11 protein-coding genes and 1 other RNA gene are annotated in these 18,370 nt (G+C 34.2%); 9 read left to right on the forward strand and 3 right to left on the reverse strand.

Annotation, left to right across the window (positions count from 1 at the left end):
- Positions 1–75: 75 nt before the first annotated feature.
- Positions 76–1,278, reverse strand: coding sequence for an NAD(P)-dependent oxidoreductase (locus K5R64_RS01430; RefSeq protein ID WP_220760109.1), 1,203 nt, complete (start codon positions 1,276–1,278; stop codon positions 76–78).
- 267 nt (positions 1,279–1,545) lie between these two features.
- Between K5R64_RS01430 and K5R64_RS01435 the strand changes: the two genes are divergently transcribed.
- From K5R64_RS01435 to K5R64_RS01475, 9 genes are all read left to right on the forward strand, one after another.
- The gene (locus K5R64_RS01435; RefSeq protein WP_220760395.1) at positions 1,546–2,739 is read left to right on the forward strand and encodes a serine hydrolase; all 1,194 of its coding nucleotides are present in this window, start codon (positions 1,546–1,548) and stop codon (positions 2,737–2,739) included.
- Between the two features lie 83 nt (positions 2,740–2,822).
- Positions 2,823–3,220, forward strand: a transfer-messenger RNA (tmRNA) gene (ssrA, locus tag K5R64_RS01440).
- 335 nt (positions 3,221–3,555) lie between these two features.
- On the forward strand, positions 3,556–4,134 hold the full coding sequence (locus K5R64_RS01445) for an RNA polymerase sigma factor (protein ID WP_220760111.1): 579 nt from the start codon (positions 3,556–3,558) through the stop codon (positions 4,132–4,134).
- Positions 4,135–4,233: 99 nt separating this feature from the next.
- Positions 4,234–5,172 (forward strand): FecR family protein, encoded by a 939-nt coding sequence (locus K5R64_RS01450; protein ID WP_220760113.1) that lies wholly within the window; start codon positions 4,234–4,236, stop codon positions 5,170–5,172.
- A 168-nt stretch (positions 5,173–5,340) separates the two neighbouring features.
- Positions 5,341–8,703 carry a SusC/RagA family TonB-linked outer membrane protein gene (locus K5R64_RS01455; protein ID WP_308443144.1) on the forward strand — a complete coding sequence of 1,121 codons (3,363 nt, stop codon included), beginning with the start codon at positions 5,341–5,343 and terminating at the stop codon, positions 8,701–8,703.
- 10 nt (positions 8,704–8,713) lie between these two features.
- On the forward strand, positions 8,714–10,147 hold the full coding sequence (locus tag K5R64_RS01460) for a SusD/RagB family nutrient-binding outer membrane lipoprotein (protein WP_220760117.1): 1,434 nt from the start codon (positions 8,714–8,716) through the stop codon (positions 10,145–10,147).
- Between the two features lie 12 nt (positions 10,148–10,159).
- Complete coding sequence (locus tag K5R64_RS01465; protein ID WP_220760119.1) at positions 10,160–11,731, forward strand: calcineurin-like phosphoesterase family protein; 1,572 nt, start codon at positions 10,160–10,162, stop codon at positions 11,729–11,731.
- A 62-nt stretch (positions 11,732–11,793) separates the two neighbouring features.
- On the forward strand, positions 11,794–12,708 hold the full coding sequence (locus tag K5R64_RS01470; protein ID WP_220760121.1) for a glycerophosphodiester phosphodiesterase family protein: 915 nt from the start codon (positions 11,794–11,796) through the stop codon (positions 12,706–12,708).
- 2 nt (positions 12,709–12,710) lie between these two features.
- On the forward strand, positions 12,711–13,967 hold the full coding sequence (locus tag K5R64_RS01475) for a hypothetical protein (protein WP_220760123.1): 1,257 nt from the start codon (positions 12,711–12,713) through the stop codon (positions 13,965–13,967).
- 120 nt (positions 13,968–14,087) lie between these two features.
- On the opposite strand, the gene K5R64_RS01480 is transcribed toward K5R64_RS01475, so the two are convergent.
- Both K5R64_RS01480 and K5R64_RS01485 read right to left on the reverse strand, forming a co-directional pair.
- Positions 14,088–16,181, reverse strand: coding sequence for an LTA synthase family protein (locus tag K5R64_RS01480; RefSeq protein WP_220760125.1), 2,094 nt, complete (start codon positions 16,179–16,181; stop codon positions 14,088–14,090).
- A 401-nt stretch (positions 16,182–16,582) separates the two neighbouring features.
- Complete coding sequence (locus K5R64_RS01485; protein WP_220760127.1) at positions 16,583–18,367, reverse strand: chloride channel protein; 1,785 nt, start codon at positions 18,365–18,367, stop codon at positions 16,583–16,585.
- Positions 18,368–18,370: the final 3 nt, after the last annotated feature.

Genomic DNA, 18,370 nt, shown 5'->3' on the forward strand with positions numbered 1-18,370 from the left:
ACAATCATAAAAAAACTATTGTAAGACTAAATGCTATTTGGGAATTTATAACCAGTTATGATGTGGGTAAACAGATTATTTTCCATCCACATAATCTTGTAAATAACTAAAACGGGGTGTTAATTTTCCTTGTTGTGCAATTTTTGCTCTTTGCAATATGCCATCTTTGTCATGGTTAAAAAAAGCTGGAATTACATGTTCTGTAAACATTTCGCCAAAACCAATACTGGCATCTCTAGGAAGTTCGCTCGGTAAATTATCTACCGCCATTACCACTATGGCTGCAGGGTGAAAAACATCGACCTCTTTATTTTCAGAGGGTAGATAACCATATAAAGGCTCCTCTATGGTCGAAGAACGCAAAGTACAAGCAATTGGACCATCAACATCACAGGAAATATCAGCAACAATTTTAAGTTTGCAATCTTTTGATTGCAACATTTCACGGGTAAGAATAGCTGGTGAACCCACACTATAAAAATGTCCCGAAATGTAAATCTCACTTACTTTTGTAAATTTCTCAAAATCGGATTCGTATGCTGAAGGGTTTGATTTGAAATGTTCAAAATCAAATGGATGGTCGTCTTTTCTTTTGTAATAATCCGCAACGCCTAATTGCGTATAGACCGATTGTGTGTAGTTTTTGGTCAGAAAATGAGCGGCAGAGACTTCTTTTATTTTTAAGGCATTGAGAATTTCTTGTGCACCTTTGCCTACCTTTCCTTTTCCTGTAATAACAAATTTAAGTGGAGGTAAAACCAATCGTTTTAAGTATCGGATGAGATCTTCTTTTCCATTGAGGCTTGAAGCTTTTGGAAGTTTGAACAATTCAAATTTCAATCCAAATGCTCTAATGCTATTGTACACTCCCACATAACCAGCGTATTTACCAAAACCAATTAGTCTTTTATTGTTGGCATCTACAATAGTCTCATGGTCATACAACTCAATGTTTTTTTCTAAAATTGTTTGTAACAAAACACGATTGTGAACTTGCTTTTTGATAGTATGAGAAAAAAAGAAATAGGTTTTGTTTGGTATCAATTCAGAAACTGGAATTTCTTTCACACTTATCAAGACATCGCAATCACTCAAATCGTTTTTGACTTCAATTCCCGCTGATTGGTATTCTTCATCTTTAAATATTCTGTCAGGCGAATGCTCTACCACAACTGAAAATTCAGGATATGTTTTTTGTAGAGCTACCAAAGCTTCAGGTGAAAAAACGACTCTTCGATCAGGTGGATTCTTTCTTTCTTTTAAAATTCCAAATTTCATTATCAAAAACTATTGTATAAATTTAAATTACTCTTTTTTTTATTCTCTTTTATCAGGCAAGTTGCTATCGGGATATTTTTACAAATAAATATATTTCTAAAAAGGAATCCTTTTTACCAAGGAATTAAATTTAATTCCTGAACGACTGAACCTCAAAATGATAAAAAAATCAATCCATGAAACCTAAAAAAAATATGCGAATTGCTCCCAAAATAATTGTCATAAAAGAGATTGATTCTATATATTTGTTTTATAAGCACCACAATGATGATTTCAATAAAAAATACAAATATACCACAATTACTACTGCTCTTATTCCTTTTAACGTCCTGCAAAGGAAATAATAATTCTGAATCAGAAGTCCTAGAGTCCAAAAAGAACAAAACCTATGCATTAAAAGCAGGTCCTAAACCCTCTGTAAGTTTTATCAATTCCAAAAAAAATGCGATCGATCATTTTTATAAAAAAAATTGGCCCAATAACAGTTTGAATGGTGGTTTTCTGGTTGCCAAAGACGGTCATATTATTTATGAAAAATATGAGGGATATGCCAATTATAAAAATAAAACTGAGATGACAAGTGAAAGTGCACTTCATATTGCATCGGTTTCAAAAGTCATGACAGCTACAGCCGTTTTGAAGTTGATTGACCAAAAAAAAATAGATTTAGACCAAAAAATCACCACCCTAATCAAAGGATTTCCTTATCCGGATGTAACTATTAAAATGTTACTAAATCACCGAAGTGGTATCAGGAATTACTCGTATTTCACAGATAAAAAAGAAATCTGGGACCGTCATAAAATCCTCAAAAACCAGGATTTGGTACCCTTGATGATTAACAAGAAAATCAATTTAGAATTTAGAACCGACAGCCGTTTTAGTTATTGCAATACCAATTATGCCATTTTGGCCCTGATTATTGAAAAAGTGACAGGACAAAACTATAAAGAGGCCATGAAAACAATTATTTTCAAACCTTTGGGAATGACAAATACCTATGTATTTGATTATGATAAGGACAGGCAAACAGCTAATCCATCGTATAGAGGTAATTTTTCGCTTTATTATTGGGATTATTTGGACGCTATCTACGGTGATAAAAATATTTATTCAACTCCTAGAGACTTACTTAAGTTTGATATGGGACGCAATGACCCTGAGTTTTTTAAAACGGAACTACTTAAAAAATCATTTATCCCCTATAGCAATGAATACAAAGGTCAAAATAATTATGGTTTAGGTATTCGAATGATAAATTGGGAAACGGGACAAAATTTTTATTTCCACAATGGGTGGTGGCATGGTAATACTTCGGCTTATATCACCTTGCCAGAAGAGAAAGTAACTATAATTGCATTGTCTAATAAATTCAATCGCATGACCTATAAAGTGCGCAATTTAGCTGCTTTATTTGGAGATTATCCTTTTAAATTAGATGACAATGGAATCTCGGAATGATTTTTGAAGGAAATTAACCAGTTGCTAAGGATATTTTGAACAAAAAGAATATCTTTGCACACTCAATTTTAAAGTACTTATTTGGGGTCGACTGGTTTTGACAGCAAGTCGAATTGAAAAGTAAGCAGGCCGAGCATTGAGACCTTGCTCGCAAATATAAGATCTCAAACTTTTAAACGGCGAAAATAATTACGCTTTAGCTGCATAATCCGAATCATAGTACGATTACGCCACGTTCCTACAAGGTAGGAAAGCTGGATTCTCCTTGAAAGCCTTGGTTTATGGCGTTCAGTTCAGGGGAACCGTAAAAGTAAACCTAGATTTTCATCTGCTTCGAGTGGATTTCGAAATTAAAGAAGCTAAGTAGTTTGTGGCTGTTTCTGGCCTAGCAACCTATCGAAAATTCAATCAGGAAATAAGCCTGTAGAAAGCCTTTTAGTTGCTTGTTTGGACCCGAGTTCGATTCTCGGCGACTCCACAAAAACAAATTCAAATTGGTTCAAAAGCCTGTAAATCCTATGATATACAGGCTTTTTTTTGGTTCTTATAAATTTTTTTAAATTCCTAAAAGTTAAGATTCCTGTAAAAACCACATTAAGATTGATTGCTAGTAAAATTATCTCAAGATAGAGTGAAAGGTCAAGCAATACATCTCTTGCTCGCTATGGTTATCAACTGCAATTGTACTTAATTTCTGTACTTGAATTACGGCTAACTATCTGTTTAGTAGCGGATTGGTTAATCTTAACTTTATCTTAATTCAAGAATTCTAGACCTCAATTCAATAACATATACTTTTGTATTTAGCATTTGTATATGAAAAATAATTCTATAAATATTTCAAATGAAAAACTTCAAATCCTTTTAAAAAAAGGGGATGAGGATGCTTTTAATGAAATTTATAATCGCTTTTGGGATTCCTTGTACCGTTATGCTTACCGAATTTTTAATGATGAACTCATCTGTGAAGATATTGTACAGGAAGTTTTTATTAATTTATGGGAAAAAGCCACGACTGTTGAAATTCAAAATATTGAAGCTTACTTATTTCGAGCCATTAAATATCGAGTGGCCACCCATATTAGAGATTTAAAATTTACGACTACTCATTTAGAAATACTCGAAAATATTCCTCAAATAGAATCGACGGAAAGAGTTATCGAATACCAAGAATTTGAAAACAATGTTTTCTTAGAAATTGAAAAACTAAGTCCTAAATGCAAAACGGTTTTTCAATTAAGTCGATTTGACCATTTATCCAATAACGAGATTGCATTAAAACTTAATATTTCTGTTCGTACGGTAGAAAAGCATATTAGTGATGCTATCAAATCCCTAAAAAACTCCTTGAATTTTACGGTAATTTCCTTTTGGATTACCACAACATTTTTTTAATGTAAAGGAATGCTATTTGTTTTTAACAAATCGTTAATCTGTCATTTTTCACTACGTGTTCCCTATCTAAATTGCGACTTGTAATAAAACGAGAACATTTTGAAGAAAGAACAATTTATAGAATTAGCTGAAAAATATGCTAATGGCACTGCTACTGAAGAAGAAATGAATACTGTAGAATCTTTTTATACAGCAGTTCAAGAAAAACAAAAAAACCTTCCGATACAATTAGGGGAAAATAAAAAAAACAAAATATACGATTCAATCGCAGCAACGATTTTTAAGAAGAAATCATCCTATTTCAATTCGAAAAGAGTTCTTACTATGGCTGCTTCTTTTTTACTAGTAATGGGAATAGGGTATGCTTATTTGCAGACACAGAGTCCAACTATCATTACAGTTACATCAGCAAAGGGGGAAAGAAAAGAAATTCAACTTGCAGATAGTAGTAAAGTGTTTTTGAATGCCAATAGTAGCATTAGTTATGCCGATAATTTTAAAGAAAACAGGCATCTTTCATTAAACGGTGAAGCATTTTTTAGTGTCACCAAAAATCCAAATAAACCCTTTACAGTTGCGGCTAATAATTTAACTACTCGTGTATTAGGTACTTCGTTCAACATAAAATCAACGTCAAAGGAAAAGACTATCGTCAGTGTCAATACAGGTAAAGTGTTAGTGACTTCATTGTCTAATCCAAATGCTCGATTTTATTTAATCAAAAATCAGCAGGTTACTATGACCGAAAATACTCATGCTCAACTTACCTATCACAACAGTGAAGATTTAATGGCATGGACTAAAAATATTATTTTCTTAGATAATGAAACGCTTGCCAATACGGCTACAATATTAGAAAATTGGTACGATGTTAAAATTGATTTTGAAAATCAAAGTTTTACCTCGGAGACACTTTCTGGAAAATTTAAAGAAGAACAACTGCCCCATATCTTGAGTAGCATCGCCTTACTTAAAAATTTAGAAATAGAATATTTAACCCCTAAACATATCCTTATAAGAAAAAAAAAGAGTCATTAAAGTAAAAACCCATTTCTGCTGGAACAAAAATGGGTATAATCTAAAAAATACATTAAAATCAATTAACGCTAATTAATTAAAATGAAGACCAAAATACACATTTTTAAAAAAATATTATCATTTAAAATTATTTATTTGCTTTGCTTTCTTTTGCCTACAATAAATACAGTGGCAAAACCAATAAGCAATATTCAAAATATAGAAGACATTAACATCAGTTTGAACCTTGAAAATGCTCCTATTACTAAGGTGTTTTCAGTTATTGAACAGCAAACCAATTACACTTTTATATTTGATAACAACATTTTACATTCTGAACAACGATTTACTTTCAGACAAGCTAAACAAAGTTTAAAAAGTGTTTTAGCTAAACTTTCGGAGCGTAGTGGATTTGAGTTTAAAGCTATAAATAATACCATAACAGTAATAAAATCGCCTAGTCAATCCGTTTTCAAAGGGAAAGTAGTTGATAAAGAAGGTTTTCCATTACCGGGCGCGAGTGTGATGGAAAAAGGAACACAAAATAGTGCCACTACGGATTTAAACGGCAATTTTACTTTAACATTGTCCAGTACAAATGCCTCATTAGTAGTTTCTTATATGGGGTACGTTACTAAAACGATCGGTGTAGGGTCAGGAGCTTTTCAACAAATTGTTTTACAAGAAGATGTAAATGATTTGAATGAAGTGGTGGTTACGGCATTAGGAATTAAGCGTGAGGAGAAAAAATTAGGTTTCTCGCAAGCTACTATTGGAAAAGAAACCTTAGCTCAAACCATGCCTAACAATTGGTCTTCTGGATTACAAGGAAAAGTGGCTGGTTTAAATATTGTATCATCAGGTTCGGGACCACTAAATTCACAACAAATTACCTTAAGAGGAAATAATTCATTAAATGCCAATGGTAATAATGCTTTAATTGTGGTGGATGGTGTTCCTGTAAATAGTGAAATGACTACTTCTGGTTCTTCTAGCTCTTATATAGGTGAAGATTCTCCGATAGATTACGGTAACGGAATTTCTGATTTAAATTTAGAAGATATAGAAAGTGTAACGGTATTAAAAGGACCAGGTGCCACCGCTCTTTATGGAAGTAGAGCGGCCAATGGAGCTTTAATAATCACTACAAAATCAGGTTCGAAATCAAATGGATTAGGTATTACATACAACTCAAGTATGAATTTTGATGTCATACAGCGTTGGCCTGATTGGCAATACAAATACGGACAAGGAACAGGAAAAAGTTTTGACAAACAAGGAGTTCCTTATTATTCTTATGGTGCTTCGGCGGATGGAAGTAATACGGGGAGTACCAGTAGTGCTTGGGGACCTGAATTTAAAAACCAATCGTTTTTTCAATACGACCCTACAATCGAAGCACAGTCAACTGAGCGTCAATTATGGCAACCTTACTCAGATAATCGTAAAGATTTTTGGAGAACTGGAATTACCATCAACAACAATGTGACGATTCAAGGAGGTAATGATAAGGGGAATATGCGTCTTTCTTTAGGACATTCTAAAAACGAATGGATTATGCCTAATACAGGGTACGAAAGATTGACAGCCTCTGTAAATGCTAATTATGAAGTATCCAAAAATGTAAAAATAGGTTCTGTTATCAACTATAATAATAGGAATAGTGATAATTTACCAAGTACTGGGTATAATAATGGTTCGATTGCTTATTTCATGATTTTTCAAAATCCTAATGTTAATTTGGATTGGTACCGTAACATCTGGAAACAAGGACAAAACCAAATTCAGCAAATCCAACCTTTTAGCTCTTTTATTGACAATCCTTACTTAATTGCGTATGAAGCGACCAATGCTTTGGCGAGCAATCAAATAGTAGGGAATGTGTTTACAAACATAAAATTTTCTCCAAAAGTAGGCTTGATGTTGCGTACTTCCATAAATAGCTATTATCAAGAAAGAGATCAAAAAAGACCTTATAGCATCAATCGTTACAAGCAAGGTTTTTTTGAAACGCAAGACGTTTGGAAACAAGAAGTGAATACTGATTTTTTGTTGAATTATGATGATAAAATTAGTAAAACAATCTCGTTTTCGACATCGGTTGGAGGAAATGCTATGGATTATCAGTATCGTAGAACAGATGCTTATGTAACGGGTTTAGTTGTGCCAGGCGTATATAAATTGGCTAACGGTATCAACAGTCCTATTGTACAAACGTACGATAAGAATAAAAAAGTAAATAGTTTGTATGGATTATTCTCTATGTCATTTGATAATAAAGTTTTTTTAGATCTTACAGGTAGAAATGATTGGTCTAGTAGTTTACCTATCAAGAACAACTCGTTCTTTTATCCTTCAGCGAATGCGAGTTTTATCCTTTCGGAAATTTTCAAAATGCCTGAAGCATTAAGTTACATGAAATACCGTTTTTCTTATGCGCAAGTGGGGAATGACACAGATCCTTATAAAACCAACAAATATTATAATCAAAGTGCTTTTCCTAGTTCGGCTTCGGTACCTACTAATCTATACAATGCCAATTTTAAACCTGAAATTACCACCAGTTACGAAACAGGAGTTGAGGGACGTTTCTTTAAAAACCGTATAAACTTTGATGCAACGGTGTATGAAACCAATACTAAAAACCAAATTATCTCGGTTCCTTTAGATATTACAACAGGGTATAATTCAGGGGTATTAAATTCTGGAGAAGTGCGTAACCGAGGTATTGAAGTGACTTTAGGTGGAAAAATTATTAAAAACAATAATTTTAATTGGACGACTACCTTGACCTGGTCCAAAAACTGGAACAGAGTTATGAAACTCGCAGACGGTCTTAGCGGACAACAAGAAATAGGTTCCGGTGGAAATGCTACATTATTGGCCAAAGTAGGAGGGACAACTACTGCGATTTATGGATTTGGATTTGAAAGATCCCCAGAAGGTAAAATCGTATATAATAGCGCTGGATTGCCAGTTAATCCTACTGAAATTCAATACATAGGTGATGCTAATCCAGATTGGAAAGCAGGATTGAATAATAGTTTCCGTTTTGGAAATGTCACTTTTAATTTCGTTATCGACGGGCAATACGGTGGAATTATTTATTCACAAACGCATCACAAAAGTATGGAGCAAGGAAAGTTAACATCAACTTACATGGGACGTGAAGAAGGATTTATTATTGGGGATGGTGTGGTTAAAAATGCCGATGGTTCCTATTCTCCTAATACGAACAAAGCCCTAACTCCTGATTGGTATGCCAGTTACTACCGTCGTGCGAATGTAGAATCAAATTCGTTTGATGCTTCATTTGTAAAGTTAAGAGAAGTGAGTATCCAATATGAATTTCCTAAACGTTTATTGAAAAACACAGGTATCAAGGGGGTTAACGTATCGGTATTTGGACGAAACTTAGCTATAATTTCTGATTTTCCTATTTATGACCCTGAAACAGCTGCTTTGAATGGTGATACAATCTTGCCAGGTATTGAAATGGGGCAAATGCCTTCTCCAGCTACTTATGGTTTTAACTTAAAAGTAAATTTATAATATTAAAAAAATGAAAAAATTAAAATATTTTGTTTGTACGCTGCTTTGTCTAAATATGCTTCAGTCTTGTACAGGTAATTTTGAAGAAATTAATGAAGACCCTAATCGAATTGCAGAAATAAGTCCTGGCACACTCATTAATCCTATTATTTATGGAATAGCCACGCATAATGCAACGAGTAGTGCCAATATTACTTTTGATTTAATGCAAGTATCAGTGCCATTTCCAAGTGTTTCAGGTGGTTTACACCGTTATGATGTAACTCAGAATATTGGGAATTCATCATGGAATAATTATTACAAATGGTTAAATAACATTAAAGAAATGCGTTTGGCTGCGATTAAAGCAAATGATAAAAATTACGAAGCCATTGCTCTAACGTTAAATGCTTGGTTGTACGCTAATTTGACTGATATGTTCGGGCCTGTACCTATGTCTGAAGCAATCAAAGGAGATGAAGGGATTTTTTATCCGGCATTTGATTCGCAACAATTTATTTATGAAACCATCCTAGCCGACCTTGAAAAAGCAAACACTATGTATGACACCAAAAAGGCCATGCCGTATGCCAGCGATATTCTTTTTAATAATGATGTAAAAAAATGGCAAAAATTCACCAATTCGCTACACCTAAGACTCTTATTGCGTATTTCGAATAGGCCAGAAACCAATGCTTTTCAAAAGCTGACCACAATGGTCAACAATCCTACCACTTATCCTGTATTTACGACTACTGCCGAATCGGCTATATTGCAGGTGACAGGAGTTTCACCTAATGTATCGCCATGGGGAAGACCACAAGATTTCCGATTGAATGTTAAAATGGCTTCCTTTTTTATTGACAATTTAAACAATGTTCAAGACCCAAGATTGCCCTTTATTGCTACCACTGCTAAAGACCCTAACAATGTGGATTTAGGATATAAAGGAATACCAAGTGCGTATAGCGGTCCTGAATCCCAATTTGCTTATGATGCTTCTACTTTCAATATTGTGCAGGTCGAAAATCCAATGCAAATTTTCCTTTTGACTTATGCTGAAGTAGCTTTTATAAAAGCCGAATTAGCACAACGTGGCTATATTACCAACGCTGAGACGCATTATAAAAATGGAGTAAAAGCAGCCATAGAACAATTGAAAGCGGTGATGCCTACCACTTATTTTGATAATCCTAATGCCGCTTACAATGGTACTTTGGACCAAATTATGCTTCAAAAATATTATGCCCTCTATTTTGTGGATTACCAACAATGGTTTGAGTACCGACGTACTGGTTTGCCTGCTTTGCCTACCACAGATGCGATGTTGAATGATAAAAAAATGCCTGCTCGTTTCTTTTATCCAACGGATGTTCAAATAGGTAACGCAGTGAATTATAAAAAAGCAGTCGAATTGTTGGGCGGACCAGATAGCATCAACACTACAGTGTGGTGGGATAATTAAAATCAAATCAAGATGAAAAAAACATTTTTATATGTAAGTGCGCTCTTTTTTACCCTTAGTATTTCAGCGCAAAATAAAGTGTCAGGCTATGTGTATAATGACCTCAATAAAAACAATAAAAAAGATAAGAACGAACCTGGTATAATCCAAGTAGCGGTAACCAATGGGGAACAAGTTGTTTTGACTGATAAATCGGGAAAATACGAACTTCCATTGGGTAGTGATAATATCATTTCGGTTATAAAACCTTCAGGATATGGTGTAGCTACAGACGCAAACAACTTACCACAATTTTTTTATAATTATAAGCCTAATGGTTCTCCAGATTTAAAATTTAAAGGCGTGTCACCAACAGGAAAATTACCTAATTCAGTAGATTTTGGGTTAATACCCCAAAAAGAAACAGAGGAATTTACAACCCTTGTTTTTGGAGACCCACAGCCATACACCTTGGAAGAAGTAGCTTATTTTAAAAAAGGAATTGTATCAGAAGTTGAAGCCATACAAAACGTATCTTTTGGGTTGAGTTTGGGGGATTTGGTAGGAAACGATTTAAGTTTGTTTACGCCTTATATTGAAGCAGTAAAAGCGGTGGGAATTCCGTGGTATAATGTAATAGGAAATCACGATTTAAACTTTGATGTAAAAACAGATGTTTTAAGTGATGAAACCTACGAAGCTCATTTTGGGCCAGCAAATTATGCTTTCAATTATGGAAAAGTTCATTTCATCGTTTTGGATGATATTTTATACCCAGATCCTAGAGATGGAGAAGGCTACTGGGGCGGATTCCGTGAAGACCAATTAAATTTTGTTGCCAATGATTTAAAATATGTTCCTAAGGATTATTTGATTGTATTGGCTTTTCACATTCCATTGAGTGAACCAGAACAGGATACTTATAGAGATGAGGACAGAAATGCGTTATTCAAATTGCTTAAGGATTTTCCAAATACGTTATCTCTTTCAGCACATACGCACATTCAACGTCAAGATTTTTTTGGTAAAGAGGAAGGTTGGCTTCGAGAAAAACCCCATCATGAGTATAATGTAGGAACCACCTCGGGAGATTGGTATTCAGGAAAATTAAATGAAAATGGCGTTCCAGTTGCTACGATGCGTGATGGTACCCCAAAAGGATATGCTTTTATCCATTTTAAAGGAAATACTTATACTATCGATTACAAGGTGGCTACCAAGCCCAAAGAATATCAAATGGAGATATTTGCTCCAAAAGTAGTAGCAAAAGGGCGTAGAACACAAGCAGGAATTTATGCTAATTTCTTCATGGGAACTTCCAAAGATACAGTAATGTGTCGTATTGATGGAGGGAAATGGCAAGCGATGACGTATGTAAAAGAGCATGACCCATCGTATGTGAATTTGGTTAATGAATGGGATACAACAACGGAGTTGATGCCAGGACGACGTTCTTCAAATCCAATTATTAGCAATCATTTATGGCAAATAGCCATACCTACAAAGCTAGATGTAGGAACTCATACCATTGAAGTAAAAGCAACAGATATGTTCGGGAAGGAATTTATAGCCAAAAGTTCCTATCGAATAGATAATCCTAAATAAAAAACAACAATAAGCTTGTTTGACCCTTAAAAGTTAAACAAGCTTTTTTAATTCATTATACAATGAAAATTCATAAAATTTTAATAGGTACAGCCATAATTACAATGACGAGTTGTAAATCCCCAAATACAATCTCTGAACCCAGAGCACACCACATCCAAGTACAAGGTCATCGAGGCGAGCGAGGTAATTTGCCTGAGAATACTATAGAAGCTTTTTTAGGAGCAATTCATAAAGGGGTAGCTGTCATCGAACTGGATGTGGTGATTTCAAAAGATAGAAAAGTAGTCGTTTCTCATGAACCGTACATGTCCTCATTGTATATGTCAACTCCATCAGGTCAGGCTATTAGCAAGAGTCAGGAAAAGGAATTTAACTTATATCAAATGGATTACCAAAGCATTAAAGAATTTGATAGTGGTTCCCGAGGTAATGAAAATTTTCCTAATCAGAAGAAAATCAAAACGTACAAGCCGCTTTTAAGCGAAGTTTTTGATAAGGTCGAACAAGAATTAGAAGCGAAGAAACTTCCTTTGGTAAAATACAATATCGAAATCAAATCAGTTAAGGCTGAATATGGCATTTCCCAACCACAACCTGAAGATTTTATTGCGTTGGTTATGGAAGTCATTAAAATGAAAAAAATGCAGAATCGAATTAATATTCAATCTTTTGATCCTTCCATTTTAACTATTTTACACCAAAAACATCCTGAAATCGAAATCGCTTATTTGGTATCCAAAGGCAGTATTCAAGAAAATTTAAAACTATTAAATTTTAAACCTCAAATCTACAGCCCTCATTTTGCATTAATTCAAAATAAGGCTACAGTTGATAGTGTCAAAGGATTACAAATGAAATTGATTCCTTGGACAGTCAACGAACCAAAAGATATCAGCCGAATGATACAACTTCAGGTGGACGGAATTATTACAGATTATCCCGAAAGAATAGTACCGAATGCTAGTAAAAAATAAGTATGAAAATAAAATTAATTGTTAGTTTGACAATAGGTATCCTATTGCAAAGTTGTTCAGAGCATGTAGTTGAATCCAATAACATACAAGAGCAAAATTTAACCTTTTCCAATAATGAAGCAGCAAAATCAGTAGCGACCACAGCAATCACCGTAAGTGGTTTTATAGATACGAGTACTTATCTGAACAATGGCTTCGCTTTTTTGAATCCCAGCGAAATCAACAAGAACCGACAAGCCATTGGAGGTAGCTCCTACACCGAGGTATATGGTTTTAATGTTCCAGAAGAAAATAGGGCTAGAGGAATTCGATGGAATAGTGATGACGAAACTACGAATTTATGGAAACCCCAAGGGATAGCTGGATTTACCAAAAATGGCATTAGGTATTTACTAGTGACGTGGTATGCTACTAATGATGCAGATTACAAAGGTTCTCGTATCACTTTAATCGATATCAGTCCTAGCTCGACTACATACCTTATGTACCGTCATATATTGTTGGTGCAACCTACAATTCCAACTACTGTGACAGGGTACACACAATACAATACCTTTGCACCACTGAATATTCATGCGGGGGGAGTGGCTTATTTTAATGACAAATTGTATGTAGCGAGTACTAATCTTGGTATTCGAGTATTTGACCTTAACAAAATAATTGAGGTGACTACTGGTGAGGAAACAACCAGTCTTTGTGGTAAGCACAGTAATGGTACCTTATACGCCTTTAATTACAGGTATATTTTACCTCAAACAGGCTATTATGATATTAATGGAGGTGCCAATCCTTTTTCGACAATTCAAGTAAATGCTGAGGGAACAGAATTGTGGACAGCTCAATATCATGCCGGAAGTGTAGATGCCTCCATCGTACCCAAGATTTATGGTTTTCCTATTAATTCCAGTGGAACTGTATTGAATTCAGGGATTCAATATGTGATTCCAAAAAACAGTCTTTTTGCCGATAATCACGCTCATGGAATGCAAGGCGTTTTTAGAAAAGGTACAACAACATGGCTTTCTTGTACAGGTTCGCCTTCCAATTCCTATGGTTCAAATGCCAGATTAGCAAGATACAAAGATGGGGATACAGATACAGTACGATACCGCTGGCCTTACGGAGCAGAGGCACTATATTATGAAGCCCAATACGATTATTTATGGAGTCTTACCGAACATGAGCCTAACAGCGGTGCTTCTAATGGGAGTCAGGTAAATCGTTGTATTTTTGCTGTTAAGTTTGCTAATTATGAATAAGTTATAAGTATTGATGAAAGTAAAATTTTAACTATACTTGATTGAAGTAGAATACAACAACTTGTTTCAAGATGGTTAAGAAATAAAAGTCCAAGAAAAAATCTTGGACTTTTTTATGTATTAATGTTGGTATTTTTTTCTTTTTAAAATATCCGAAGCCGTTTGATAGTAGGCTATGGTTTCGTTGATTAAATCCGTTCGAGGTGTGGTTAACGGTTTTTGATCATAATAAATTTGAAATTCTGTAGCAACTCCTTCTTTGGGTTTAAGTTTCAAATTGAACTGTTTCACTTGTTGTTTTGGAGAAATGATAGTCAAAATATTGTCTTTTATTAGGCCTAAATCTTGGTAAGTGGCAATGAGCGCTCGAGGGTGGTAAGAAGAATCAAAAACGTCCTGTCCGTAAAATTTTGATTCATAATCAAAATGTAATAAACCAAATAAAGTAGGCATGAGATCAATTTGAGACATCAATTGTGGATAATGTTGAGGTTTTATAAAACCGGGACTATAAATCATGGCGGGAATGCGATATTTGTCAACAGGTAACTCGGTTTTACCAGCACTAGAAGCACAGTGGTCGGCTACAATGACAAAAACAGTATTTTGGAACCAAGGCTGTTTTTGCGCTTTTTCAAAGAATTTTTTTATTGCATAATCAGTGTATTTCACACCCCCTTCACGAGATTTAGCATCACCTGGGATGTCAATTTTACCATTGGGATAGGTAAAAGGACGGTGATTACTTACGGTCATCCAATGATTAAAAAAGGGCTTTCCTTTTTGCGCTTCCATATTCATCGTACTAATCGCTTTATTTACCATATCTTCATCGCAAACTCCCCAAACGTTAGCAAAGGTAATATTCTCAGGATTAAAGGTTTTTTTGTCAACAATATCGTAGCCGTTTCCTGTAAAGAAATCTTCCATATTGTCAAAAAAAGCATCGCCACCATAAAGGTATTTGACAAGATATCCTTTGTCTTTAAAAACACTTCCTGTGGTAAACTTATTCTTGTTATCCTTACGCTTTACAACACTTTCTCCAGCTGTAGGAGGCAAGCAAAGGGTTACAGCTTCGAGCCCTCTCACTGTTCGATTTCCTGAAGCGTAAAAATTACTAAAGACCAAACTTTGTTGTGCTAAGCTATCTAAAAAAGGGGTTATGTTTTGATCATTTCCATACATTTTCATGAAATTAGCGCTGTAACTCTCTATGGTTATCAACACAACATTTTTATGAATTTCAGTACCATCAGAATCAATACTTCTTGTGGTTGAGTACCCTCGTATATGTGGGAGTTGTTTTTCTAATAAAGCATAAGCTTCGTCTTTGGGTAAAGTTTTATAGAATTTAAAATAATCCAATTCACTATTCATAAATGCTAGATAAAAGCGATACATACCGTTAGCTTGCAATTCATTGGTAAATACATTGGTTGCATTTTCAGTTTTAGCAAGTTTTGGAATGCTCCAAAGTGCTATCCCAAACATTGATAAGTAAACTATCGAAAGTTTAATTTTTTCAGAAACAGAAGGGATTTTTTCAATATAAATTTTGGATTTTTGGATAACAAAATATGAAATGATTCCCGTTACAAGAAACAAAGTGCCAAAGATTGGAATCACGGGATATGACTCCATAATGTTTCCAATTACTTCATTGGTGTAAACCAAATAATTCACGGCTATAAAGTTATATTTTACACCAAATTCATTCCAGAAAAAATATTCACTAATAGCATTTTGAAGTATTAAAAGGACATATAGGAACATAACAAAGGCAAATAGCCAAAATCTAATGGATGCTCTTTTTTTGGGTACAAAAAGAAACAAACCAAATAATAAAGTTTTAATGCCTACGAATACTAGTCCTATTGTAGGTAATGCTCCTCCGTACTCGGTCAAAATGGATTTGCCTGATAAAATATAAAGAAACAAGGCAATGAGTAAACTAAAAAGGGTATAACCAAATGGCTTTTGGTACTTTTTATTGGAAATAAAAATGAGATACAACCACAAAAACCCACTAGCCAAACAAAAAACCAAAATATCAGAAAGGATTCCTATTGAGAATATTTTTAAGGTATCCAAAAAACTAAAGGATGATTGTGTGATGGGGTGAAATAGCAATACAAGTCTGAGTATAAGACTAGTAATTACATAAAAAAAGGTTAGGGTATAAAATGGGGCTAGTTTTTTTATAAAAGTCATAGTACTTTTTTTATTGACAAAAGTAATGCTTTTTGATAAAATTACGTATTATTAAATAAAAACCTTAAAAAACATATTTTTTGATTTTTAATAGGGTATTCTGATGATCGTATTGTAAAAATTCCTAACAATGATTAGCGTTTTCTTTTTCTGGAAGTAATATAATTTTCGATTGCTTCTTTGCTTGTGTACCAATCTCGTCCTTTTTTGTAGATGTCAATTTCACTAATTCGAGCAAAGCTCTTGAGTCAATGATTAAAAATGGAGTAAGTGCTTGAATTTGAAGAAAAATAAAGTTGAGTAGATTTCTATTACGGAATTTGGGTTTAATGTGCTGTTTTGATTTCCCCAAAAAAAACATCCCAAAAGTAGGATGTTTAATTTACTATGAGAGACGAGGATTATTCTATTGTCATGGCTTTTAATTTACTTCGATACGCTTCTAAAGCTTCTGATTTAGAGATGAATCCAAAATATTTTTCATCTTTAATCACGGGTAAATAGGTTTTTCGTGTTTTTTCGAACTTATTCATCACGGTTTCCATGTTATGAAATGGATAAATAATGTCAACTGGTGGTTTCATAATTTCTTTTACCAAAGTGTATTTAACACGGTATTTGTTAAAAATAACTTCTCTGATTTCGTTAAAATGAACAACACCTAATAAATGTTGTTCTTTGTCAACTACAGCAAATACGGTTTGAGATGAATGTGAAATTAAATCAACTAGTTTCTCCAGGTTATCTTCTGGTGAAAGTGTTAAATAATCCGTATGAATGATAGAATTTGTACTTAATGTAGAGAGTACATTGTGGTCCTTGTTACTAGTAAAAGCATGACCTTTTCGTGCGAGTTCTTTAACATCCATGGAGTGTTTTTCAAAACGCTTGGAAATGGCATAACTTATAGAGGCTACAATCATCAACGGAAGCATTAAGCTATACCCACTGGTAATTTCGGCAATAAGGAAAATTGCGGTAAGAGGTGCGTGAAATAGCCCGCTAAGAATTCCTGCCATCCCAACCATTGTAAAATTACTAATAGGTAAATGGGTTAGTCCTGTTAAATTAATGGCTTTTGAAAATACATAACCAATGTATGAGCCTACAAAAAGTGAAGGGGCAAAGTTACCTCCGTTTCCGCCGGAACCCAAAGTAATGGAAGTGGCAAAAACTTTAATCATCATGGTAGCTGCCACAAAAAACAATACCACCCAATTGTTGTTTCGAAATCGGCTAAACAAAGTATTTTCAACTAATTCCTTCGCATCATTATTGGCCAATGTTCGGATGCTTTCATAACCTTCTCCAAAAAGAGTTGGAAATAGAAAGATTAAAACCGCTAAGAGTGAAGCACCTAAAATTGCTTTTTTATAAGGATTCATTCTTAAATGCGAGAAAAAATGCTCCGTTTTTTGAAAATTACGAGTGTAATAAATAGAAATAAAACCAGTGACGATTCCGAGTAGAACATAAAAAGGAATGTTATGGTAGTTAAATTCGGGTTGATGTTTTACATTTAATAATATTTCTTCATCAAGTGTAATTACCGAAACCAAAGCCCCAGTTGCAGCTGCAATCATAATGGGGGTAAAAGCAGAAATGCTTACATCAACTAATAAAAATTCGATAGCAAATAATACTCCAGCAATCGGTGCATTAAAAGCGGCGCCTATTCCCGCTGCTACACCACAACCTATTAATAAGGTGCGGTCTTTGTAGCTTAACTTATAATTTTGGGCAAAATTAGAACCAAAAGCAGCTCCTGTAACCACAATGGGACTTTCAAGACCAGCTGAACCTCCCAAACCTACCGTCAAGGAACTCGTTACAATATGAGCGTACATTTGTTTTCGCGGAATAATACTGGCTTTTTTGGCTACAGCATAAAGTATTTGAGAGGTTCCTTTTTCAATAGTTCCACCTAGCAATCTTTTGATAACAAAAACAGTCAGTACTAAACCTGCAATAGGTAAAATACTATTGATAAAACTCAACTTTAAAATTCCATTGATATAAGTTGCAAATTTAAATACCCAGTGTGCAAATGATTTTAGCACAATTACTGCAAAAGCTGAACTGATTCCAACTAATACACTCGAAAGGAAAATAAACTGTTTTTCGCTTAATAAGGACTGCGATAAAGCAATGATACTTTCTAATTTTGAAATATATTTTTTGAACATGCT

Source organism: Flavobacterium sp. UMI-01, assembly GCF_019656315.1.
Classification (GTDB): domain Bacteria; phylum Bacteroidota; class Bacteroidia; order Flavobacteriales; family Flavobacteriaceae; genus Flavobacterium.

Bases quoted from the DNA above. Each gene is read 5' to 3' on its own strand.
- K5R64_RS01430 (WP_220760109.1), bottom strand. From the start codon at position 1,278: ATGAAATTTGGAATTTTAAAAGAAAGAAAGAATCCACCTGATCGAAGA.
- K5R64_RS01435 (WP_220760395.1), top strand. From the start codon at position 1,546: ATGATTTCAATAAAAAATACAAATATACCACAATTACTACTGCTCTTA.
- K5R64_RS01445 (WP_220760111.1), top strand. From the start codon at position 3,556: ATGAAAAATAATTCTATAAATATTTCAAATGAAAAACTTCAAATCCTT.
- K5R64_RS01460 (WP_220760117.1), top strand. From the start codon at position 8,714: ATGAAAAAATTAAAATATTTTGTTTGTACGCTGCTTTGTCTAAATATG.
- K5R64_RS01465 (WP_220760119.1), top strand. From the start codon at position 10,160: ATGAAAAAAACATTTTTATATGTAAGTGCGCTCTTTTTTACCCTTAGT.
- K5R64_RS01470 (WP_220760121.1), top strand. From the start codon at position 11,794: ATGAAAATTCATAAAATTTTAATAGGTACAGCCATAATTACAATGACG.
- K5R64_RS01475 (WP_220760123.1), top strand. From the start codon at position 12,711: ATGAAAATAAAATTAATTGTTAGTTTGACAATAGGTATCCTATTGCAA.
- K5R64_RS01480 (WP_220760125.1), bottom strand. From the start codon at position 16,181: ATGACTTTTATAAAAAAACTAGCCCCATTTTATACCCTAACCTTTTTT.
- K5R64_RS01485 (WP_220760127.1), bottom strand. From the start codon at position 18,367: ATGTTCAAAAAATATATTTCAAAATTAGAAAGTATCATTGCTTTATCG.